The sequence below is a fragment of the Gordonia sp. YY1 genome, assembly GCF_009872315.1.
In the GTDB taxonomy this organism is placed as follows: Bacteria; Actinomycetota; Actinomycetes; order Mycobacteriales; family Mycobacteriaceae; genus Gordonia; species Gordonia amicalis.
Genome location: NZ_WXYI01000022.1, coordinates 34,611 through 56,261 on the forward strand (window position 1 = coordinate 34,611; position 21,651 = coordinate 56,261).

At 68.7% G+C, this 21,651-nt stretch carries 23 protein-coding genes and 2 pseudogenes; 17 read left to right on the forward strand and 8 right to left on the reverse strand.

What is annotated here, in order from left to right; translation table 11 throughout:
* Positions 1 to 108 precede the first annotated feature (108 nt).
* Positions 109 to 1,242, forward strand: coding sequence for a site-specific integrase (locus BPODLACK_RS20960; RefSeq protein ID WP_159406154.1), 1,134 nt, complete (start codon positions 109 to 111; stop codon positions 1,240 to 1,242).
* Here BPODLACK_RS20960 and BPODLACK_RS20965 read toward each other — a convergent pair whose 3' ends face one another.
* Positions 1,243 to 1,554 carry a hypothetical protein gene (locus BPODLACK_RS20965; protein ID WP_159406155.1) on the reverse strand — a complete coding sequence of 104 codons (312 nt, stop codon included), beginning with the start codon at positions 1,552 to 1,554 and terminating at the stop codon, positions 1,243 to 1,245.
* Positions 1,551 to 1,736: a hypothetical protein gene (locus BPODLACK_RS20970; protein WP_159406156.1), complete on the reverse strand. Its 186-nt coding sequence runs from the start codon at positions 1,734 to 1,736 to the stop codon at positions 1,551 to 1,553. Before BPODLACK_RS20970 ends, BPODLACK_RS20965 begins: the two co-directional genes overlap by 4 nt.
* Positions 1,737 to 1,932: 196 nt before the next feature.
* Between BPODLACK_RS20970 and BPODLACK_RS20975 the strand changes: the two genes are divergently transcribed.
* From BPODLACK_RS20975 to BPODLACK_RS21005, 7 genes are all read left to right on the forward strand, one after another.
* The gene (locus BPODLACK_RS20975) at positions 1,933 to 3,012 is read left to right on the forward strand and encodes a hypothetical protein (protein ID WP_159406157.1); all 1,080 of its coding nucleotides are present in this window, start codon (positions 1,933 to 1,935) and stop codon (positions 3,010 to 3,012) included.
* On the forward strand, positions 3,009 to 3,335 hold the full coding sequence (locus BPODLACK_RS20980; RefSeq protein ID WP_159406158.1) for a hypothetical protein: 327 nt from the start codon (positions 3,009 to 3,011) through the stop codon (positions 3,333 to 3,335). The genes BPODLACK_RS20975 and BPODLACK_RS20980 overlap by 4 nt, the downstream gene beginning before the upstream one ends.
* The gene (locus BPODLACK_RS20985; RefSeq protein ID WP_159406159.1) at positions 3,332 to 3,664 is read left to right on the forward strand and encodes a hypothetical protein; all 333 of its coding nucleotides are present in this window, start codon (positions 3,332 to 3,334) and stop codon (positions 3,662 to 3,664) included. The genes BPODLACK_RS20980 and BPODLACK_RS20985 overlap by 4 nt, the downstream gene beginning before the upstream one ends.
* Entirely contained in the window at positions 3,657 to 3,914 is a 258-nt protein-coding gene (locus BPODLACK_RS20990; protein ID WP_236577742.1) for a hypothetical protein, read from the forward strand. Before BPODLACK_RS20985 ends, BPODLACK_RS20990 begins: the two co-directional genes overlap by 8 nt.
* A gap of 58 nt (positions 3,915 to 3,972) precedes the next feature.
* Entirely contained in the window at positions 3,973 to 4,158 is a 186-nt protein-coding gene (locus BPODLACK_RS20995; RefSeq protein WP_159406160.1) for a hypothetical protein, read from the forward strand.
* Positions 4,159 to 4,671: 513 nt separating this feature from the next.
* Positions 4,672 to 5,301 (forward strand): nucleotidyltransferase domain-containing protein, encoded by a 630-nt coding sequence (locus BPODLACK_RS21000; protein WP_024498627.1) that lies wholly within the window; start codon positions 4,672 to 4,674, stop codon positions 5,299 to 5,301.
* Entirely contained in the window at positions 5,301 to 5,687 is a 387-nt protein-coding gene (locus BPODLACK_RS21005) for a hypothetical protein (protein ID WP_024498628.1), read from the forward strand. Before BPODLACK_RS21000 ends, BPODLACK_RS21005 begins: the two co-directional genes overlap by 1 nt.
* 101 nt (positions 5,688 to 5,788) lie before the next feature.
* Here BPODLACK_RS21005 and BPODLACK_RS21010 read toward each other — a convergent pair whose 3' ends face one another.
* The gene (locus BPODLACK_RS21010; RefSeq protein WP_159406161.1) at positions 5,789 to 6,871 is read right to left on the reverse strand and encodes a tyrosine-type recombinase/integrase; all 1,083 of its coding nucleotides are present in this window, start codon (positions 6,869 to 6,871) and stop codon (positions 5,789 to 5,791) included.
* Positions 6,872 to 7,215: 344 nt separating this feature from the next.
* Between BPODLACK_RS21010 and BPODLACK_RS21015 the strand changes: the two genes are divergently transcribed.
* From BPODLACK_RS21015 to BPODLACK_RS21025, 3 genes are all read left to right on the forward strand, one after another.
* Positions 7,216 to 8,262, forward strand: coding sequence for a hypothetical protein (locus BPODLACK_RS21015; RefSeq protein WP_159406167.1), 1,047 nt, complete (start codon positions 7,216 to 7,218; stop codon positions 8,260 to 8,262).
* Positions 8,259 to 8,861: an NUDIX hydrolase gene (locus tag BPODLACK_RS21020; RefSeq protein ID WP_024498630.1), complete on the forward strand. Its 603-nt coding sequence runs from the start codon at positions 8,259 to 8,261 to the stop codon at positions 8,859 to 8,861. The genes BPODLACK_RS21015 and BPODLACK_RS21020 overlap by 4 nt, the downstream gene beginning before the upstream one ends.
* Positions 8,862 to 8,998: 137 nt before the next feature.
* Positions 8,999 to 9,247, forward strand: coding sequence for a hypothetical protein (locus tag BPODLACK_RS21025; RefSeq protein WP_232513116.1), 249 nt, complete (start codon positions 8,999 to 9,001; stop codon positions 9,245 to 9,247).
* A 97-nt stretch (positions 9,248 to 9,344) separates the two neighbouring features.
* Here BPODLACK_RS21025 and BPODLACK_RS23945 read toward each other — a convergent pair.
* Positions 9,345 to 9,729, reverse strand: a pseudogene (locus BPODLACK_RS23945) (cyclic-phosphate processing receiver domain-containing protein).
* 129 nt (positions 9,730 to 9,858) lie between these two features.
* Between BPODLACK_RS23945 and BPODLACK_RS21035 the strand changes: the two are divergent.
* The 3 genes from BPODLACK_RS21035 to BPODLACK_RS21045 all read left to right on the forward strand — a co-directional run bounded on the left by BPODLACK_RS21035 (position 9,859) and on the right by BPODLACK_RS21045 (position 13,515).
* Positions 9,859 to 10,410: a YceI family protein gene (locus BPODLACK_RS21035; protein WP_006435405.1), complete on the forward strand. Its 552-nt coding sequence runs from the start codon at positions 9,859 to 9,861 to the stop codon at positions 10,408 to 10,410.
* A gap of 187 nt (positions 10,411 to 10,597) precedes the next feature.
* Positions 10,598 to 12,313 carry an adenylate/guanylate cyclase domain-containing protein gene (locus tag BPODLACK_RS21040; RefSeq protein WP_159406162.1) on the forward strand — a complete coding sequence of 572 codons (1,716 nt, stop codon included), beginning with the start codon at positions 10,598 to 10,600 and terminating at the stop codon, positions 12,311 to 12,313.
* 314 nt (positions 12,314 to 12,627) lie between these two features.
* Positions 12,628 to 13,515, forward strand: a complete 888-nt coding sequence (locus BPODLACK_RS21045; RefSeq protein ID WP_006435407.1) for an oxidoreductase — start codon at positions 12,628 to 12,630, stop codon at positions 13,513 to 13,515.
* Positions 13,516 to 13,600: 85 nt separating this feature from the next.
* Here BPODLACK_RS21045 and BPODLACK_RS21050 read toward each other — a convergent pair whose 3' ends face one another.
* Positions 13,601 to 14,113, reverse strand: a complete 513-nt coding sequence (locus BPODLACK_RS21050; protein WP_159406163.1) for a hypothetical protein — start codon at positions 14,111 to 14,113, stop codon at positions 13,601 to 13,603.
* A gap of 226 nt (positions 14,114 to 14,339) precedes the next feature.
* Between BPODLACK_RS21050 and BPODLACK_RS21055 the strand changes: the two genes are divergently transcribed.
* The 3 genes from BPODLACK_RS21055 (at position 14,340) to BPODLACK_RS21065 (ending at position 17,329) form a co-directional block, all read left to right on the forward strand.
* Complete coding sequence (locus BPODLACK_RS21055; RefSeq protein ID WP_394854780.1) at positions 14,340 to 15,869, forward strand: SulP family inorganic anion transporter; 1,530 nt, start codon at positions 14,340 to 14,342, stop codon at positions 15,867 to 15,869.
* Positions 15,870 to 16,112: 243 nt separating this feature from the next.
* A complete protein-coding gene (locus tag BPODLACK_RS21060) occupies positions 16,113 to 16,418 on the forward strand; it encodes a GIY-YIG nuclease family protein (protein ID WP_006435410.1) in 306 nt (101 codons plus the stop codon).
* A gap of 281 nt (positions 16,419 to 16,699) precedes the next feature.
* Positions 16,700 to 17,329, forward strand: coding sequence for an alpha-ketoglutarate-dependent dioxygenase AlkB (locus BPODLACK_RS21065; RefSeq protein ID WP_006435411.1), 630 nt, complete (start codon positions 16,700 to 16,702; stop codon positions 17,327 to 17,329).
* A gap of 253 nt (positions 17,330 to 17,582) precedes the next feature.
* Here BPODLACK_RS21065 and BPODLACK_RS21070 read toward each other — a convergent pair.
* The 3 genes and pseudogenes from BPODLACK_RS21070 to BPODLACK_RS21080 form a co-directional block, all read right to left on the reverse strand.
* Positions 17,583 to 19,317: pseudogene (locus tag BPODLACK_RS21070) on the reverse strand (GMC oxidoreductase).
* Positions 19,314 to 20,855 carry a flavin-containing monooxygenase gene (locus BPODLACK_RS21075; protein WP_024498638.1) on the reverse strand — a complete coding sequence of 514 codons (1,542 nt, stop codon included), beginning with the start codon at positions 20,853 to 20,855 and terminating at the stop codon, positions 19,314 to 19,316. Before BPODLACK_RS21075 ends, BPODLACK_RS21070 begins: the two are co-directional and overlap by 4 nt.
* The gene (locus tag BPODLACK_RS21080) at positions 20,848 to 21,429 is read right to left on the reverse strand and encodes a TetR/AcrR family transcriptional regulator (RefSeq protein ID WP_159406164.1); all 582 of its coding nucleotides are present in this window, start codon (positions 21,427 to 21,429) and stop codon (positions 20,848 to 20,850) included. Before BPODLACK_RS21080 ends, BPODLACK_RS21075 begins: the two co-directional genes overlap by 8 nt.
* Positions 21,430 to 21,651 lie beyond the last annotated feature (222 nt).

Consider the following 21,651-nt stretch of genomic DNA (forward strand, 5'->3'; position numbering starts at 1 on the left):
ACGGGCGGGGAAGCGTGTGGATTCTCGGTGGTTGGGGCAGATTGTCGGGGTGTCCGTACCCGCGCCGCGTACCTGCGCTGCGAGGGTGTCGGGCCTACCTTCCGCGCCATGATGCTTCCCGCAGTGACCGCCGCCGCACAGCCGCCGGACCTCCCCGTCGATGTGGTGGAACGGATCCGTATGGCCACCATCGACAGTCAGTCGGAGGGGACGAGAAGGGCCTACAGCTCGGCGTGGCGGCGGTTCGAGGGCTGGTGCCGGCGCAGCGGGTACGAGTCGCTGCCGGCACACCCCACGGTGATCGCGGCGTACTTGGTCGACGCGGCCGAGACCGTCAACGGGAACGGGGAGCGCGCGTACTCCACAGTGACGCTCAGCAAGTGGACCGCCGCGATCTTCGATCGGCACCGACGAGCCGGGCTGGACCCGAACCCCGCAGCGCACGAGCTGGTTCGGCAGACGATGAGCGGTATCCGGCGGCAGTACGCCAGCCGCGGTGACCGCCCACGGCAGCCCCGGACTCCGCTGCTCACCGACGACATAGTGCTGCTGGTCTCCACGGCGCGGGAGCAGGCAACGGGCTGGGCGTCGCAGGTGTGCGAGCGACGAGACAGCGCGCTGCTCCTGATGGGGTTCGCGGGTGCGTTTCGCCGCAGCGAGCTCAGCGGGCTCACCGGCGGCGACGTCGAGCTGCACGCGGCGGACGGCATCCATGTGCACCTGAGGAAGTCGAAGACGGATCAGCTCGGTGAGGGCGCCGTGTTCCCGTTGCCTCGGACGAAGGACCCGCTGCGTTGCCCCGCGTGCGCGTTCGTCCGTTGGGCCGCAGTGGTTTCCGAGTACGACGCCGGAGGCGAGGACGCGGTGATCCGTCTGCTCACCGACGCCGCGCCGTTCGGGAGCCGGCACACGTGCCGGTCGCGCGCACCGAGGATCGACCGCCGGGCGCCCGTGTTCCGGTCGTGCCGCAACGGGGTGCTGTCCACAGGTCCGCTGTCAGGTGCCGGTGTCCATGCGGTGATCCGACGGCGTGCGCTGCGAGCCGGATTCGAACCGGAAGCTGTCGCGAGACTCGGTGGCCACTCGCTGCGCGCCGGGTTCGTGACGCAGGCAGCTCGGGCCGGGGCCGATCACCACAGCATCATGCGGCAGACCGGACACAGGACGCCGGCGATGGTCACCCGGTACGTCCGGGAGTCAGCACCGCTCATCGGCAACGCAGTCACCGTGCTCGGACTCTGACTACGGCTGCACCAGGAACACAGTCCCATCGGTGCCGTTGACGTCCACGGCCTGGCGTCCGTCCTCCGCCACCTCGAATCCCAACGCGCGCAGTCGATCCGCCGCACCGGAGTCCACGGCGACGGTGAGGTCGACGTACCGGCTGATCGTCTCGACCACCCGCGCAGTGGACACCACCACGACAGGACCTGCAGCTGGGGTGATGTGCCAGAGGCCGTCGCCAAGTTCCTCGGCCGGCACACCGAAGATGGCCGACCAGAAACGCGCGGTGGAGGCGCCGTCGTTGGACTGGAGCTTGACCTCCGTGATCACGCCGAGCCTCCCGTCTCCGCGACGATCATCACCAGGTGCGGTTCCGCCGGTGCGGCTACCACTTCATCCGACGCCGTGATCATCACCGGCGCGTCGAACAGCAGGCTCAGGAACTCGGCGGTGCGGGCGATGTCTGCGGTGCTGGCGCGGATCACGGGACGGGTAGCGGTGGTGTTGCTCATCCAACGAAGACTGCCATGTCGAACTGACATCGGGTGGCTTGAATCTCAAGCGGCGCAGACTGGTTCGGCGATCCTGCATCACGCCGGGACGCTGTCGCTGGTCTAGGCGATGTTGCTGGTTCCGGTGCATCTGCAACGGAACGTGCATCGAGGAAATGGCTCGCGCGGTGTCAGTGCAGGCGTCCACACTGGCCGCATGCCGAGCTCAGAAGATCGTGACCGTCGCGCCGCAGACCTCCGCGAGCGTGCCGCTCTCGTCCGCCGTGATGGCTGGGAGCCGTACGGAAGCGTCTGGTCGAGCGGTGAGGTTGCCGGAGTCCGTGCGGTACTCGGTGAGCCGGGGGCGCTCGACGCTGCGGTGGAACTGTGGGCACCGACGCTGTGGGGCGCTGGCCCAGCTGAGGCCGACGCCCGCACCGGCTACCGGTCGACGAGGAAGTGGTTCGCCGCGGTGGCTCAGGACGACGCCATGGAGATGACCGACGCCGAGAAGGCCAGCCTCGCCGCGAGCAACGCCGCGATCAGCGACCTCGCCGGCGCGCTGCTTTCGCGAGACCGTGAGGGCGCCGACGCCGCCTTCGCGGCGATCCAGCAGGCGAATACCAAGCTGGACCGCGAGGCTCTGCTCGACAAGATCCACATGCCCCGTGACGCTGAGGGTTTCGAGGACGGCCTGCGCGCGATCATGCGCCGTATCCCGCCGAACTGGGGTCGGTGGATCAGCTGCTCGCGCGGCTGGTACCCGATCGTCATCGAACTGGATCAGCAGCTCGCCGAGATCGACCCGGGGTACGAGGTTCACCAGTGCAAGGAGAAGTTGGGAGGCCTCCGCTACTACTTCGGTGCGTCCGAGGGCGTGTCCGAGGCCGACCACGACCGCATGCGCGAGCTGGTGCGCGAGGCCGAAGCCCGGTGTGAGGTCGCCTGCGAGCTGTGCGGTGAGCCGGGCGTGAGGCACGCGACCCCGCACGGCTGGCTGCGCACGCTGTGCGTGGCATGCGCTGCGGCCTCGAAGCACGACTACGAGCCGCTCGGCGAACAGGTCAACGATCTCGACGCTGACCGCCGCGGCCTGTGGCGGGTGACCTGCTACGGCGACGACCCGGACTCGCACTGGGACATGACGCACGGGGAGGTCAGCGTGATCGACGGGGAGAGGTACAGCGGCTTCGAGGTACTGGCCTACCCGTCGGTGCTGCGCACGTGGCGGATCAGGTTCAGCGACGGCACCGAGATCGAGTCGGGGTTGATCGCGGCGATCGAGCGTGTGCGATGAGCGACAGCGACGTTGTCCGCATCGAGCCACGCGGCGGCACCGTGCTGCGCATCGAGCACCGGTCGGGTCTGATCCACGACACCGACTTCTCCTACTTGCTTCGAGACAACCCACCGGACAGCGTGTTCGCCGACTTCACCGCGGAGACGATCCAGGCCGCCGAACTGGTGCACGGCACCGTGGCGTGGCACCGGCCAGAGGGTCTGGTGGACCTGGCGAACCACGTGATCGAGGAGCACGCAGAGGTGAACGAGTGCGTCGGCAGCTGCGGGTGGGAGCCCGGCGACACCGTGGTGATCCGGCCCGCGAGCGAGGAACCGTGACCGAGAACGTCGAGTTCCCGCCGCCGAGGACGGTCGCGGAGCTGCGCCGCCTGCTCGACCAGCTACCGGGGGACGCGTTAATCCTTGTCGACGGGTACGAGGCTGCGTACTCGGCGATCGCAACAGCCATGCTCACCGAGGTGCAGGAGCTGAGTGGCCGGCCCAGCTACTTGGGCCGGTTCGAGCATCCGAGCGATGCGGCGCGTGCGGTCGCCGGTGTCGACGCTGCGGCGTGGGTGATCACTGATCCGGAGCCGCTTCCGAAGCTGGTCGGCGAACCGACGCTGGCACTGGTGCTCCGCCGCGAGGAACGAGATGACGATGACTAGGGAGCGGCGCGCCTGGGAGACGAGGCTGATGCGTGCGGCCTCGGCCGGTTATCCCGGACCGAACATGCCCATGGTGGAGCGGGCAGCCGTGGCGTTCCTCCTGTCCGATGACCCGGAGTTGGACCTCCGCACCGCCACTGTCATGGCCGAGCTGATCGCCGTGGACGTGCCCGCGACGGACCGGGTGGAGTTCACCCAGATGTGGATGTGCGAGCTCCGCGACGCGCTGCGGAGAGGGCCACAGCCGTGAGTGTGCCGTGGCACCGGCAGGTACCGTGCGCCCAGGTGCCAGGAGCGGGACAGTACCTGTGACGGAACCGGAGCGCATCCGGATCTCGGCTCCGACCATGTACGAGCTGAAGCCGCGGATCGTTGCGCTACTGGCCGACGGCTGGCGAATGACGCGGATGGACAAGCCGGTCATGGAGGGGAACGGTGTCGACGTCGTCGCGTGGTTCGAACGGCCGAGGGTGCAGCTCGATCACGACGACTGATACCGGGCCCGTACCGCGTCACCGTCCCGCTGGCCCGCTCGGCTGGGTTGCCCGGGGAACAGCTGTGCGATCGGACCCACCGATGACCCACCGATGACCCATTCACCGCAACCCGCCCCGCGATCGGCACAGAGAACGCCCAGGTCACGGCGATGAGGCTCGCGAGCTGAGCTGGGAGAACGGTCGGCCGCCGTTCTGAAAAGCGGAAGGTCGTCGGTTCGATCCCGACTCTGGCCACCGACGAAAACCTCCCGGTTCACCCGGGAGGTTTTTTCGTGTTCCGGCATCGGTGCCGGGGGTGGTGCCCACGGCGTGGGTCACTGGCCGATGGGGGCCGGCTGTCGGTGCGGGTTCTCGGTGGTCTATCTGCCCAGTCCGTGATGGAGTCCGGCGACGTCCTCCCGGCTGACGGCGCTGCATACGGTGGTCCATCCGGGACGAGCCGCGTGGCCATCCAGCCGTTCTCCAACTATAGTTGTGTTACTCTAACTTTCGTTGGAGAAGGGGTTGGTCATGCAGCTCAACAAGCCGTTCGCCACGGTGACGCCGACCCTGGACGGCGACGTGCTCGCGGTTCTGGCGAGCGCTGATGTCACGTTCACGATCAGCCAGGTCCAGCGCATCCTCGGCACCGCATCAGGCGAAGGCATCCGCAAGGTCCTCAACCGGCTCAGCGCACAGGGCGTGGTGCTGCACGATGAAGTGGGGCGGACCCATACCTACCGTCTCAACACCGAGCATCTCGCAGCCCAGCCGATCATGGCGCTGTCGCGGCTGAACTCGACGTTCCTGCATCGCCTCGAACAGCATCTCACCGAGTGGGAGGGGTCGCTCCGGTACGCCGCGGTGTTCGGGTCGGCGGCGACCGGGCGGATGAGGCTGGACAGCGACATCGACGTGTTCCTGGTGCGCGCCACCGACTCTGAGGACGACGGGTGGGACCAGCGGGTCACCGAGCTCGCTCGTCTGGTCACCGCGTGGACCGGCAACGACGGCCGGATCATCGAGTACACGGAGGACGAGTTGCGCGCCGCGGTCGCCGCCGGTGAGCCTCTGCTCGACGACGTGTCGAAACAGGGCCTGACCGTTGCGGGGACACGGGCCTGGTTCACCGCGCAGCTGCGCCCGGCGAGGAGGTCCTGATGGCGGGACAGCGGAACTGTGACGCCGCGGTCACGGCCGGGCGCATGGCCAAGGCGACCGAGTTCTTCGCGGCCGCCGACCATCTCGGACCGGAGATGCCCAACGCAGCCGGGGACCTCTACGTGGATGCAGGTATCGCAGCCTCGGACGTGATCTGCTGCGTGCGGCTCGGCGTGCACTCCAACACCGGGAACCACAGCGAGGCCGTCGCGTTGCTCAAGCGGGCAGACAGGGGATCCGAGCGGTATCTGAACATCCTCCTCAACCTGAAGAACAAAGCGGCCTACACGCATCAGAACCTCGCCGCCGCGGAGTTGACGAAGATGAGCCGCGCGGCGGAGCACCTGCTCGAGGCAGCCAAGAAGGCCGTGGCCGCCCGCGGGTAGTTCGCTGCTCGTGTCGTGGGCGCGCGGGTGCGGACCCGCATGGCGACGCGGAGAGCTGGGATCTGGCTGGGACGAGGGGAATTGCCGCGCGGTAGGGGTTGTCACCGGTCGGAGCGGATCGCGGTGAGGCGCGCATCGAGCGCCGCGGCCACCGCGTCGAGCTCGCCGTCGAACAGGTCGGCATAGGTGTGGGCGGTCACCGTGATCGACGCGTGCCCCATCGCCACCTGCAGCAGACGCAGATCCGCGCCGGCCGCGCGGGCCAGACTCGCATAGGTGTGGCGCAGATCGTGCACCCGCAGTGCCGGGTAGCCCAGCGCGGTGACCTGCTCACGCCACCGCACCGCGCGCACCCAGTTCTCCCGGCTCAGCCGCGCCCCGCGCGGTGAGGTGACCGCCGGGGCGGTGCGGGCACGTCCACCGATCCGGGCGGCCAGCACCGCCACCACGGACCCCGGGATGGGCACGGTCCGCAGCCCGGCGCGGCTCTTCGGGGTGCCGGTCACCAGTCGCCCGCCGACCTGGGTCATCGACCGCCGCACCGAGATCCGGCGGCGGACCAGATCGACGTCGGCCACGTTCAGCCCGGTCAGCTCACCCCAGCGCAGCCCGGTGTAGGCCAGGATGCGCACGATGTCACCCTGCGCGCCGCACCGCCCGGCGAGCTCGTCGACCTCGGCGTGGGTGAGGTAGAGGTGCTCGGCCGGCACCAGCGGCGGAAACACCGTCACCTCGGCCGGGTTCTTCACCAGCAGACCCTCGAGCACGGCGTGCGCCAGGATCATCCGCAGCAGCGAATGCCGCCACCTTTTGGTGCGCGGCGCACAGTCCATCGCGTTCACCCACGTCTGGATCGACGCCCGGTCCACCCGGGTCACCGGCCACGCCCCGAACTGCGGCTGCACGTACAGCCGCCAGTTGTCCTCGAAACCCCGCCGGACCTTCGGGGTCACGTCCTGGCGGGTGGCCAGCCAGGACGCATAGACCGCGGCGACGGTGAACGCGTCGCCGCGATGCGGGTCGAACACCACACCCCGGTTGCGGGCGGCGATCGCCTCGGCCTCGAAGGCCTGCGCCTCGCGCCGCGTGCCGAACGTCTTGCTCCGGGTCCGCCGGTCGGGCAGCCGCCACTGCACCCGCCAGCGCAGCTCACCCGACCCCGTCCGGTAGCGGGTGATGCTCATCGCCGGCCTGCGGGACGGCCGCGGTACGGCAGCGGGGGTGTCACCGGTGCGGGTGCGCCGACAGTGTCCACGGCGGTGCCTCCCTCGGGGTCGGATGCGGGGTCGGGGGGTCGGGGGCACCCCCGCCCGCGGCCGGTGCGGCAGCGCCCGGCCCGGCGACGTCGTCGACAATGAGACGCGCCCGGCGCCCGTCCGGTTCCCATCACCGGAAGGCGGCACCCCGGCCGGGGAGGGATCTCCCACGGACGCCGCCTCGTACACGGCACAGACCCGTCGCCGGTTTTCACCGGCCGGAAGGTCCGGGTGGCCACATACTTCTCTGCATGAGAAATCGCGCCACGTCGGTGCTCATCCGCAGCGCCTACGGGACCGCGGCCGTCGAGTGGTTCCTGATCCTGGCGATCGGCACGATCCTCATCACCCGGCTGTACCTGCACCTGACCGGCTACCCGCAGATCGGTGGCGGCACCCTGCACATCGCCCACGCCCTGTGGGGTGGTGCGCTGATGATGCTGGCGCTGATCACCGGCTGGCTGTTCCTGGGCGCCACCGCGCGGGTGACGGCGGTGGTGTTGGGCGGCATCGGTTTCGGGCTGTTCCTCGACGAGGTCGGCAAGTTCGTCACCCGCGACAACGACTACTTCTACGGGCCGTCGGCGGAGATCATGTACGTCCTCGTTGTGCTGGTGTTGCTGATCAGCCGCATCGTCCGCGACTTCACCCCGCCGACCGGTGCCGAAGCCCTCGCCAACGCGGCCTCGATCGCCGCCGACGGCGTCGCCCACGGCCTGCCGGAGCGTCGTCGGCGACAGGCCGAGGAATTCCTCGAGATGGCCGCCGCCAAGGGCTTCGACGCCCCCACCGTCGACCAGGTGCGCGGCCTGCTCGACTCGAGCAAGGGCACACCGGACCGGCTGATGATCCTGCGGGACCGGGCCGTCGGCCTGATCCCCGACTTCTTCCGCAGTCCGCGCTGGGTGCCGGTCGTCGGCTGGAGCCTGGTGGCCTTCTCCACGGTCACCGTCGTCATCGGCGCGCTCAGCTTCGTGTTCACCAAGGACCGCTTCGACGACATCGACATCTACATCGAACTCGCCGACAACCGCATCGCCACCTGGATTCTGTTCCTCAGCGGCATCGCGACGCTGGCGCTGGCGTTGCCCGCCATGCTGGCCCGCCGGCGGGGGATGGCCGGGATCTGGCCGCTGCGCACCCTGCGCATCGCGTCGCTGGTGTTCATGCTGAGCAACGCCCTCGTCGACTTCGCGCTCGAAGGCTTCGGCGCGGTGCTCAACCTCGGCATCGGCCTGTTCGCACTCAGTGTGGTCAGCTATCACCTCGGGCAGGCGGTCACGGCGTCGGACGGGAAACGTGATCAACTGAGGGTGTGACTCACCTCGAACGGGCCGTGGCGGCCGAGCGCGTCGAACGGTTCGCCCCCCGCAGGGTCGACGTCCCGGGCGCGCGGCCGGCATCCGTGGTGCTGACGGTGGCCGAGAAAGACGGCAGGCAGGGGATCTGGCTGTGCAAACGGCCCCCGACCATGCGGCGTCACGCCGCCCAGTTCGCGCTGCCCGGCGGCCGGCTGGACCCGGGGGAGGACCACATCACCGCGGGACTGCGCGAGCTCGACGAGGAACTCGGGGTGCAACTGCCGCCGAGCTCGGTGCTGGGCACCCTCGACGACTACCCGACGCGCTCGGGCTTCGTGATCACCCCCATCGTCTGCTGGGCCGAGGACTACCAGGAGCCCACGCCGAACCCCGCCGAGGTGGCACAGCTGTTCTTCGTGACGTTCGCGGAACTCGCCGTGCAGCCCCGGTTCCTGACGATCCCGCAGTCGGAGCGCCCGGTGATCCAGCTGCCCATCGTCGAGGCGCTGGTGCACGCGCCCACCGCGGCGGTGATCTACCAGTTCGCCGAAGTCGTGCTGCGCGACCGCCACACCCGCGTCGACGAGTTCGAGCAGCCGGTATTCGCCTGGAAATAGACCCCTTCTGGGCCTTGTGACCGAATCGTACGGTCGTCCCACCGGATTGTGTCGTTCTCAGATACGTTCTGCGACAAGAATTTCCACCGATCAGACGACACGGATTCGGCTGGCGGGTCACTCGCCGGTTGGGTATGATGGCGGGCGTGACAGATGCCAACTCGTCGAACGCGGCGAACCCGCCCGTCGACGGCCGCTCACCGGACCGGGCTCCGGCAGCGACCCCGCAACCGCCGGCGACCGAGCCGGCGAAGGTCGTGTACCGCTACGAGTACAACGACCCCTATGCGCCGATGTCCACGCGCAAGCAGGTGCTGCTGGGCTGCGCGATCTCGCTCGTCGTGATCGCCTTCATGGTGGCCGCGCTTCTCATCGGGCGCGGATAGTCCGGTCACAGTGCCGAGACCGGGGGCCGGGATCAGCTCCGGTGACTCACCGTTGACGTCCTAGGTGGGCACGACGCCGCGCCTCACGCGGTCAGGATCATGGGCGGTAGCGGTCGACCATGCCCGTCAGCCACTCGACACCCACGGGGTTGGCGCTGTGCACCCGCACGACCTCGGGCCATACCTCGTGCTCGCACATCCACAACACCACCGGACGCGTCGTGTCGTCGGCCCCCGAGGTCGTGATCGAGAGACGGCTCCGTCACGGCATGGTCGGTCAGCATGCCGATCGCCTCCGCGCTCGTCTTCGCCCACGCCCAACCGTCGGGAGGCGTGCGCAGATCATCGACCCACAGCTTCATGGCGGTCCATCCTCTCAGATGGCTGGTGCCGGCCGCTCGGCGTCGCGCGAGTGAGAGCCATCGACCCCGCCGGCGGTGGACGCTGCGCAAAATGGGGGCCGCAAACTCGACTTCCGCCATCGGGTGATGTGTCTCACACGAGAAAGTCGGCCCCGGGGAATGAAACCGGACCGAGGGCCGTTTACAGTGGCGATGGGTGGACCAGGCCCACGCGAACCAACCACCTCGCTCGTCTGGAAGGACGCAATCATGACCGCAGCCACCACCGTCAAGGCCCCGATCCCCGCCGGCACCTGGAACATCGACGCCGTCCACTCGGCCGTCGGTTTCTCCGTCAAGCACCTCATGGTCAGCAAGGTGCGCGGCACCTTCGACACCTTCTCCGGCACCATCACCGTCGCCGAGGACGGCACCCCGGCCGTGCAGGCCGAGATCGACGTGACCTCGATCAACACCAACAACGAGCAGCGCGACGGCCACATCAAGTCGGCCGACTTCTTCGACGCCGAGCAGTTCCCCACGGCCACCTTCGTCTCCACCGGCGTGCGCGCCAAGGGCGACGACTACATCCTCGACGGCGACTTCACCCTCAAGGGCGTCACCAAGCCGGTCAGCCTCGAGCTCGAGTACAACGGCACCAACCCGGGCATGGGCCAGGGCGTCGTCGCCGGATTCGACGCCAAGACCGTCATCAACCGCAAGGACTTCGGCATCGACATCGAGATGCCCCTCGAAGGTGGCGGCGTCGTCGTCGGCGACAAGATCACCATCACCCTCGAGATCGAGGCTCTCCAGGCCTGATCTCCCGCACACCCCCGACCGGACTCGACACCCCTGAGTCCGGACGGTGCACGGACCGGCATCCACGCATCCCCCGCGTGGGTGCCGGTCTGTTCTCACCCGCCCGGGCGACAAGGGACTTTTGATGTGTCCTCGGTTACACACGCTTCGGTAGGCTGCCAGTATCGCCTTCAGGCAGGAGAAGCCCATGGGACGCAGGCGCCGCACCCGCCGTGGCGTGCCGTGGACGCGACTGAGACACCGCACCTCCGGGATGCTGTGGGGACTGCCCACGGTTCCGAGCCCCAAGACGTGGGCTCGCGTCGGCCCGGAGATGCGGGCCCGCATCGCCCGCCACGCGACCGTCACGGCGATGACCGGTGTCGTCGCCAGTAACGCGCTGATCGGCGTCGAGACCTTCCTCCTCGTCCAGCTGGCCTTCAACGGCGGGCAACTCACCTTCGCCGAAACGCTCGGCGCCCCCAACTTCCCGGCCGTCGTCGGCGCGATCATCACCGGCCTGCTGGTCAACCTGCTGCTCGGACTGCTGGTCTTCCGACCCCAGCTGCACTGGTTCATCAGCTGCCGGCCCGCCGACCATGCGCGTCGACGCTCGGTGCAACGAATACCCGGATTCCAGCTGCTCGTCACCGTGGTCGCGTGGTTCGGCGCCGCGCTGTTCTATGTGCTCGTCGCCGACGACCTCACCGTCGCGACCGTCGCCGGCGTCGCGGTGGCGTTCAGCCTCGCCGGCATGTCGAGTGCCTGCCTGACCTATCTGTTCGTCGAACGCGCCGCCCGACCGCTGGCCATCGTCGTCCTCGAGGACTTCCCGGCCAACCACGTCATGAACGGCGTCCGGATCCGGCTGCTCGCGGTGTGGGCGGTGAGTTCGGCGGTGCCGATGATCGGGCTGCTGACCGTCAACGCCGGCCGCTTCACCGGGATGCTGCCCGAGGTCTACGGCGCCGTCGACTGGACCACCGTCGTGCTCACCATCGTCGGACTCCTCGCCGGGGCCCGCGTCATCGTCCTGGTCGGACAGGCCATCACCGACCCGCTGACCGAGATGCGCCAAGCCGTCCACCGCGTCGACCACGGCGACTACAACGCCCGCGTCCCCGTCTACGACTCGTCGGAACTCGGTGTGCTGCAACACGGATTCAACGTGATGGTGCAGGGACTCGCCGAACGCGACCGGATGCGGGAGATCTTCGCCCGCCACGTCGGCGACACCGTCGCCGAACTCGCCATCAGCGACGGCGTCGGCATGCATGGCACCAACACCGAGGTGGGCGTCCTGTTCGTCGACATCGTCGGCTCGACGCGGCTGTCCCAGGACCGTAGTCCCGACGACGTCGCCGAACTGCTCAACGCGTTCTTCAGCATCGTCTTCGACGTCGTCGACCAGCACTCCGGCTTCGTCAACAAATTCGAGGGCGACGCCGCGCTCGCCGTCTTCGGGGCGCCCGTCGAACTCGACGACCCGGCCGGGCACGCGCTCGCCGCCGCCCGCGACCTCGCCGACCGCCTCGCCAAGAGCCTCGACATCCGGTGGGGGATCGGCGTCTCCTTCGGCGAGGTCTTCGCCGGCAACATCGGCGCCGAACGACGCTACGAATACACCGTCATCGGCGACCCGGTGAACGAATCCGCCCGCCTGTCCGACATGGCCAAGACCGGTCGCGTCCCCGCCCTGGCCAGCGGCGCCGCCCTCGACGCGGCCGGCGCGGAAGCCGACGAATGGGAACTCCTCGGCAGCCGCATCATGCGCGGCCGAACCCAGCCCACCGAGTTCTACGCCCCCACCGACCTCGTCGAACGACTCGGCTCGTCGCGCAACCTGATCGCCGAACTGCTTCGCCCGGCACGACGCATCGTCGGCGCCAGTCCACTGCGGCTGACGACGTTCTTCGGCGGGTGAGCACCGGAACGTCGGGACTGTCTGCTCGAGATGACTCGCCGTGTTCTGTTGGTTGAGCCGGTAGTGAGCGAAGCGAGTCACCGCGTCCTGCGGGTCGAGCGGAGCGAGCCACCGCGTCCTGCGGGTTGAGCCGGTAGCGAGCGAAGCGAGCCACGCGTCCTGCAGGTTGAGCCGGTAGCGAGCGAAGCGAGCCACCGCGTCGAAACCCCCCGGTCGCTCGAGACGGATCGTTGACGCCGTCCTACGTCGTCAATAGCGTGGGCCGCAGGATCGCGGTGACGACGCCGGGGCCACACACCACCCAGGGGGTTGCGATGAACGATTGGACGTCAGCGAACATTCCGGATCAGACAGGCCGCACCGTCGTGGTGACCGGCGCCAACAGCGGCCTCGGGGCCGAGACGGCCAAAGCGCTCGTCGCCGCCGGCGCGCACGTCATCCTGGCCTGCCGCAACACCACCAAGGCCGACGCCGTCGCGTCGAAGCTGGGACCCAACGCGACGGTCGCCGAACTCGACCTCGCCGACCTCGCCTCGGTCCGCTCCTTCGCATCGAGCTTCACCGGCGCCGACGTCCTCATCAACAACGCCGGACTCATGGCCGTACCGCTGCGGCGCACCGCCGACGGCTTCGAGATGCAGATCGGCACCAACCACCTCGGTCACTTCGCCCTCACCGCGCTGCTGCTGCCGAAGATCACCGACCGCGTCGTCACCGTGTCGTCGGGCGTGCACCAGATCGGGAGGATCCAACTCGACGACCTGAACTGGGAACAGCGCCGCTACCGCCGCTGGCAGGCCTACGGCGACTCCAAACTGGCCAATCTCATGTTCGGGCTCGAGCTCGCCAAACGACTCAAGGACGCCGGCTCGTCGAAGCAGTCGTTCATCGCCCACCCCGGTTATGCCGCAACGGAATTGCAGGGCCGCAGCGAGAACTTCACCGACGTCGTGGCGAAGCTGGGCAACAAGCTGCCGATCGCGCAGTCCGCCGCCGACGGGGCGTTGCCGCAGCTGTACGCCGCCACCATGTCGGGACTCGAATCCGGCACGTACTTCGGTCCGACCAAATTCTTCGGCCTCCACGGCGCGCCCGGACGGAACAAGTACAAGAAGGTCGCCGACGACGAGTCGTTCCGTGCGCGGCTCTGGGCCGAATCCGAACGTCTCACCGGGGAGAAGTTCGACGTGTCGGCGGGGTGAGTGCCGCAGCTCCTCACATACAGTGCGGGCTCAGTGCTGGAAACCAGCACTCAGCCCGCATTGTGCTACGTCCCCGGTCGAGGGATCACTCGACCGAGAACGCGATGCTGTTCGATGCGCCCGAGATCAGGTCGGTGACGCGGATGGTGAAGTTGCCGCCGCCCTTGAAGAAGTAGGACTTCACCGCGGTGCAGTCCTGCGTCTTGTACAGCGCCGCTTCCTTGGGCACCTTCGGTCCGGCGAGGCGGACCTCCATGCGGCACTCGTTGCCGTCGACGATGGGGCCGGAGGCGATGATCGAGTTCCAGCGCACGCCGAGGCGTGAGTTCTTCGCGAAGGTGCCCGGCGTCGTCTCCTTGGCGCCCTTCGGGTTGTAGGCCCAGACGTTGATCGACTTCACGCCGTTCGGCGCGCCCGCGCGGCCGAGCTTGCCGTAGTGGGTGACCTTGCCGCCCGACGACCCCAGCGCGGCGCTTCCGGAGTCCAGGCTGCCGCTGGCGCTGCCGAACAGGTCGTCGACCGGGTTGGCCGTCGCCGGGGCGATCGGGATCAGCATGGCGGCAGCAACCAACAAACCGGCGACACCGGAGCGCTTCATCGAGTTTCCCCCTCGTGATTTATAACGAAACGATTTAAGCATCGTCGCCGCAACTGTGCTGTGTCCCACTTCACACCCCGGGGCGCGGGTGTTCTCTGGGGGCAACAGGCCGATCGCGCAGCGAGCGATACGGCGGCCGAGGGGCGGACCGTCCGACGATGTGAGTGGCGGGTCGCGGACGAGTAGAGTTCCGCGGGTTCACCACCCCGATACAGAGGAGTCCGCGGTGCGGAAGTCCGCGCAGACCGCCCCCGACGCGGTGTCACCGGCCACCATCTCGCCGGCCGACCGCCAGTCCGTCCTGCTGACGCTGCGCTCACCGAGTCGGCTGCGCACCGAGGTCCTCGCCGGACTCGTCGTCGCGCTGGCCCTGATCCCCGAGGCGATCTCGTTCTCGATCATCGCCGGCGTCGACCCGCGGGTCGGCCTGTTCGCGTCGTTCACGATGGCGGTGACCATCGCGATCGTCGGCGGACGACCCGCGATGATCTCGGCCGCGACCGGTGCGGTCGCGCTGGTCGTCGCACCGCTCGTCGAGAGTCACGGCCTGCAGTACCTGATCGCCGCGGTGCTGCTCGGGGGCATCTTCCAGGTCCTGCTGGGTGCGCTCGGGGTCGCCAAGCTGATGCGATTCATCCCGCGCAGTGTGATGGTCGGCTTCGTCAACGCGCTGGCCATCCTCATCTTCTCCGCGCAGGTGCCGCATCTGCTGGGCGTGCCGTGGCTGGTGTACCCGATGGTGACCGCCGGTATCGCGATCATCGTCTGGTTCCCGCGCCTGACGACCGTGGTGCCGGCGCCGCTGGTCGCCATCGTGCTGCTGACCGGGGTGACCCTGATCGCGAGCCTGAACGTGCCGAATGTCGGTGACGAGGGCGAACTCCCGGACAGCCTGCCGACGCTGCTGGTGCCCGACGTGCCGTTCACCTGGGAGACCTTCACCGTCATCGCGCCGTACGCGCTCGCCATCGCCGTCGTCGGTCTCCTCGAGTCGCTGATGACCGCGAAACTCGTCGACGACATCACCGACACCCACTCCAACAAGTCCCGCGAAGCCGTCGGGCAGGGAGTCGCCAATCTGGTCACCGGCCTCTTCGGCGGCATGGGCGGCTGCGCGATGATCGGCCAGACGATGATCAACGTCAAGGAATCCCGTGCGCGCACGCGCATCTCGACGTTCCTGGCCGGCGTCTTCCTGCTGATACTCGTTGTGGGACTGGGCGATGTGGTCGCCAAGATCCCGATGGCCGCGCTGGTCGCGGTGATGATCATGGTGTCGGTCGGCACCTTCGACTGGCACAGCATCAACCCGAAGACGTTGCGCCGCATGCCGAAGTCGGAAACCGTCGTGATGCTGGCGACGGTCGCGGTGACGGTCGCGACGTCGAATCTGGCGTACGGCGTCGTCGTCGGCGTGCTGACCGCGTCGGTGCTGTTCGCGCGTCGCGTCGCGCATATGACGGAGGTGGTCGAGGTCGCCGGACCTGACGCCAACACGCGCGTGTACAAGGTCCGGGGCGAACTGTTCTTCGCCTCGAGCAACGACCTCGTCTACCAGTTCGACTACACCGCCGGCGAATCCAACGTCGTCATCGACCTCAGCGACTCGCACGTCTGGGACGCGTCGTCGGTGGCGACCCTCGACGCGATCACCACCAAGTACGAGGCCAAGGGCAAGGACGTCACGATCGTCGGGCTCAACGACGCCAGCGCCGAACGGCACGGCCGGTTGAGCGGGCACCTCGGCGGGGAGTAGCGCGGTGTCGTGCCGGTTCCTACTGCTGGGCTGAGCCGGTTCCTCGCGCAGCGAGGCGCCCTACCGCTGGCTGAGCCGGTACCGAGCGCAGCGAGGCACCCTACTGCTGGCTGAGCCGGTACCGAGCGCAGCGAGGCACCGCGTCGAAGCCACCCGCAAGCCGACATCGAACCCGCTGGGGATCGAGCTACTACCTGTGGATACGACAGTGCCGCAGGCCTCGCCATCGTCCACAGTCGATCCATGTCCGGCTTCGTCTACATCCTCGAGTGCGCCGACGGCAGTCTGTATGTCGGCAGCACGCGCAACGTCGAGCACCGCGTCAACCAGCACATGAGTGGGAAAGGTTCGAGGTACACGCGCTCACGGCTTCCTGTTCGTCTCGTCTATCAAAGAGAGTTCCCGCATATCGGTGAGGCGCATGCGGCCGAACGCCGCCTGCACGGTTGGTCGCGTGCAAAGCGTCGTGCGCTCGTCGAAGGGAGAATGGATCTGCTGCCCGGCCTCGCGATGAAGGGTGGGCAGCGGAGGCTCATGATCGACCCATGAGGGTGGCGGTGCGGGGGCTTCGACGCGGTGCCTCGCTGCGCTCGGTACCAGCTCAGCCGGCGGTGGGGGTGGCGGTGCGGGGGCTTCGACGCGGTGCCTCGCTGCGCTCGGTACCGGCTCAGCCGGCAGTGGAGGTGGCGGTGCGGGGGCTTCGACGCGGTGCCTCGCTTCGCTCGGTACCGGCTCAGCCAGCGGTGGGCAGCCGTCAGCCGGCGGGCATCGGGGCAACGATTGAACCCCAATGCTCGAACGTGCGTTCGATCCGGGTGTATGGTGGCGACATGTCCATCGGCATCCAGGGCTCGTTGTTCGCCGAGGTCGCCGCAGAAACGGCGCTCGGCGACCTGTCGACCTCGATGACGCGGCGTCCACTCACCGACGGTGCGTGGGTGGACCTGTGCCCGGGGTGGATCGGCGGGCCGGACGAACTCTTCGACCGCCTCCGCGAGAACGTCCCCTGGCGGGCCGAACGGCGTCAGATGTACGACCGTGTCGTCGACGTCCCGCGGCTGGTCTCGATCTACCAGAAGGACGATCCGTTTCCCGACGGGCTGATCACCGACATGCGGGCCGCGTTGAGCCGCCACTACCGGGACGAGCTGCCCGAGGGGTTCGCGACCGCCGGCATCAGCCTCTACCGCGACGGCAACGACTCGGTCGCCTGGCACGGTGACCGCATCGGCCGGGCGTCGACCCACGACACGATGGTGGCGATCGTCTCCTTGGGAGCCCCGCGCCCACTGATGCTGCGCCCGCGAGGCGGTGGCAAGTCGCTGAAGTTCACCCTGTCGTCGGGCGACCTGCTGGTCATGGGCGGCAGCTGCCAGCGCACCTGGGAACACGCGGTACCCAAGGTGCGCGGCGTCGGCGCCCGGATCAGCATCCAGCTGCGGCCGCCCGGGGTGTGGTGAGCGAGCCAGTCCTGGGCGTCGAGCGGGTTGTGGGGTGGTTGCTCGTTTCGACGCGGTGGCTCGCTGGCGCTCGCTACCGGCTCAACGAGCAGGGGTGGTCGCTCGTTCGACGCGGTGGCTCGCTGGCGCTCGCTACCGGCTCAACGAGCGGGGGTGGTCGCTCGTTCGACGCGGTGGCTCGCTGGCGCTCGCTACCGGCTCAACGAGCGGGGGGCGGTGGCTCGCTACCGGCTCGACGAGCGGGGTCGCGAGCTCAGCCGGCGTTCGAGATCGGCGTGATCGGCAACCGCAGGGCGGCGGGTGCGTACTCGGGGACCGTGGGACGGACCGGCGGCACCGGGGCGACCGGCTCATACGACGCACCGAGCTCCGGCCGCGGATCGGCCTCACCGGCGTTGGGCCACATGGCGAGTGCGCGTTCGGCCTGCGCGGTGATCGTCAGCGACGGATTCACGCCGAGGTTCGCCGACACCGTCGAACCGTCGACGATGTGCAGGCCCGGGTGGTTGAACACACGGTGATACGGGTCCACGACGCCGTCGGCGGCGGACCGTCCGATCGAGCAACCGCCCAGGAAATGCGCGGTCATCGGGATGTTCAGCCAGTCGACGATGGAACCGCCGGCGTCGCCGTCGATCTCGTCGGCCATCTTGCGGACCGCCTCGTGGCCGACGGGGATCCAGGTCGGCGGGGGCTCGCCGGCACCCTGCTTGCTGCGCAACATCGGTCCGAAACGTCCTCGGCGGGCGAACAATTCGAGGGAGTTGTCGGCGGTCTGCATCACCAGCGCGATGATCGTGCGTTCCGACCAGCGTCGCACCGACAGGCCCCGCAACGTGACGAGCGGGTGCTTGATCATCTCGACCAGAGCCGCCAGCGGACGAGGCAGACGGCTGTCGCCATCGATCAGCATCGCCTGCAACAGTCCGATCAGGTTGCTGCCCTTGCCATAACGCACCGGCTCGATGGGCGTGTTCGTTCGGGTGGAACGACGACGTGATCGCCACACCCTCGGTGTAGTCGACCTTCAGGTCGGTGGCGGTCGCGGCCAGGACGGCCTCGGAGTTGGTGCGGACCACCTTGCCCAGACGCGACGACAGCCCGGGAAGGGTTCCGCTCTGCTGCATGTCCAGCAGAAGCTTGTTGGTGCCGTAGGTGCCGGCGGCGAAGACGACGTGGTCGGCGGTGAACGACCGGCGACCACGACGCGACCGGCGTCGACCCGTCCGATGCGCCCCGACCGTGTGCCCGCCTCCGGAACGCGGGCGGACGGTGTCGACGGTGGTCAGCGGAATGACCGTCGCTCCCGCCTGCTCGGCGAGATACAGGTAGTTCTTGACCAGCGTGTTCTTCGCGCCGACCGGGCAGCCGGTCATGCAGGCGCCGCAGTCGGTGCAGCCGGTACGGGCCGGGCCGGCACCGCCGAAGTACGGGTCCTCGACGGTCTTGCCCGGCTCACCGAAGAAGACGCCGACAGGGGTGTGGACGAACGTGTCGCCGACGCCCATGTCCTCGGCGACCTTGCGGATCACCCGGTCGGCCGGCGTCACCTTCGGGTAGGTGGTCACGCCGAGCATGCGTGACGCCTGGTCGTAGTAGGGGTCGAGTTCGGCGGCCCAGTCGGTGATCCGGCCCCAGTGCGGGTCGTCGAAGAAGGCGGGGAGCGGCCGGTAGAGCGTGTTCGCGTAGTTGAGCGAGCCTCCGCCCACACCCGCACCGGCCATGACCAGCACGTCGCGCAGGAGATGCATGCGCTGCACGCCGAACATACCGAGTGCCGGTGCCCACACGTAATCCCGGAGGCGCCAACTGGTCTTGGGGAGGTCGGCGTCGGTGAAACGACGACCCGACTCGATGACCGCGACGCGATAACCCTTCTCCGTCAACCGGAGTGCGGCCACCGAACCGCCGAAACCGGAACCGATGACGATGGCGTCGTAGTGGTCGACGTCATGACGAACGGCGTCACGAACACGGGAGCGGGTCACTGGGCGAGGGTCCTCTCGGGATCGGTGTCGATTGCGGTGGTCTCAACGGCTTCGGCGACGGCCGGGACGGCGTCGTCGAAGCGGTGGTCGGCGGCCTCGAAGGACGCCATCTGCCGACGGAAGTCACTGGTGAACTTGGGCCACATCACCGAGTTGCGTCCGGTGGAGTCGAGGTACCAGCTCGAGCAACCGCCCGAATTCCACACCGTGCGTTCGAGTTCGGGGTCCAGGTCGGCGTTGTAGGAGTCCTGCGCGGCCTGGGTGACCTCGAAGGTCGAGTGTCCGGACCGGGTGACCTCGGCGATCGTCTTCGACATGTAGTACGCCTGTGGTTCGAGCATCAGCACGATCGAGCTGTGGCCCAGGTTGGTGTTGGGGCCGTACAGGAAGAACAGATTCGGGAAGCCGTGGACCTCGACGCCGCGGTATGCGCGCGGCGAGCCCTGCCACGTCTCCGCCAGGGTGCGTCCGTCGCGCCCGGTGACGACCTTCGCGATGGGCGGTTCGGTGGGGGTGAATCCGGTGGCGAAGATGACGGTGTCGACCTCGTGCTCGCGGCCCTGATCGTCGACGGCGCCGTTCGCGGTGAGGCGGGTGATGGCGCCGGTCACGGTGGCGTTGTCCCGCTGCAGGGCGGGGAACCACTTGTTGGTCAACAGCATCCGCTTGCAGCCGATGGTGTAGTCGGGGGTGAGGCGCTTGCGCAGGGCACGGTCGCGGACCTGAACGCGGAGCTGTGCCAGGGCAAGGGTTTTCGCGATCGGCAGCAGCTTGGGGTTGCGCGCCATCATCAGCACGTAGGCCTCGCGGTAGGCCCACACCATGCGTCGGACCAGGCGATGGACGCCGGGGACGCGCTTGTAGACGGCGCGTTCCATCGGGCCGATGTTGCGGTCGAGGCGTGGCACGACCCAGGCGGGGGTGCGCTGGAAGACGGTGAGATGTCCGACGGCGTCGACGATCTCGGGCACGATCTGGATCGCCGACGCGCCGGTGCCGACGATCGCGACCTTACGTCCGCGCAGGTCGTGGGTGTGGTCCCAGTGGGCGGAGTGGAACATCGTGCCGGTGAACCCGTCGGCGCCCGGCACCTCGGGTAGTCCCGGCTCGGACAGCGCGCCCGGCGCGGCGACGAGGAAGCGGGTGCGGATCCGGCCGGTGGTCGTGTCGACGACCCACTCCTGCGCGGCACCGTCCCAGCGGGCCGCGGTCAGCGCGCAGTCGTAGCGGATCTGGTCCTCGTAATCGGCGGCGACGGAACGCAAATAGTTGTGGATCTCGTGGCGTCGACCGTAGGTGTGCGACCAGTCCGGGTTCGGGGCGAACGACAGCGAGTACAGCGAGGTCGGGACGTCGCAGGCGGCACCCGGGTAGTCGTTCTCGCGCCAGACCCCGCCGGCGCCGCCGGCGCGCTCGATGGCGAGCGTCTGCAGCCCGGGATGGTCCTTGCGCAGCCGGTGAAGTGCGGCGAGGCCGCCGAATCCGACGCCGACGACGAGAACGTCGACGCGTTCGGGGAGCGAACTGAGTTCAGTCATGGGTCAACAGGTCCTTCCAGACGGGCAGAAGACGGTCGAGGTAGTCGCGGTCGGCGGCGGGGGATCGCAGGATGCGCGACACCGCGAGGCCGCGTGCGAGTTCGATGGACAGTTCGAGTTCCTGCGGGGTGTACCGGTCGCCGAACAGCTCGGCGCAACCCACGGCGAGGGCGTCGGAGACCCGCTGTTCGAGCGGGATGAGGGCGGTGCGCAGGCCGACGTCACAGCGGGCGGCCACCCAGAGCTCCAGGGCGGCGTCGAACAGCGGTCCGCTGAACGCCTCGATCAGGACTTCGAGTCCCTCCTCACCCGTACGCGGGCGGGACAGGACCTCCTCGAGACGACGGTCGACGAGGTGTGCGACGGCCGCGACCACCAGCGATTCCCGGGTGGGGAAGTGGTGCAGCAGTGCGCCGCGGGAGACGCCTGCGCGCCGGTTGACCTCCTGGGTGGTGGTGGCCGCGTAGCCGACCTCGACCAGCGCTTCGACCGCGGCGTCGAGGACCCGGGTGCGGGTCGCCGCGGTGCGTTCGGCCTGGGTTCGCCGACGCGGAGTGCTGGTGGGCTCGGTCACAGTGGTGAGCGTAACACACAAACAGTCCGGACTGCTCGTAAGTGGGTGGGGGGTTTCGACGCGGCGCCTCGCTGCGCTCGGTGCCGGCTCAACCGGCGGAGGGGGCGGGTGTCTCGCGTCGTGAGGTGCCGGTTCAACCGGCGGAGGGGGTTTCGACGCGGCGCCTCGCTGCGCTCGGTGCCGGCTCAACCGGCGGAGGGGGCGGGTGTCTCGCGTCGTGAG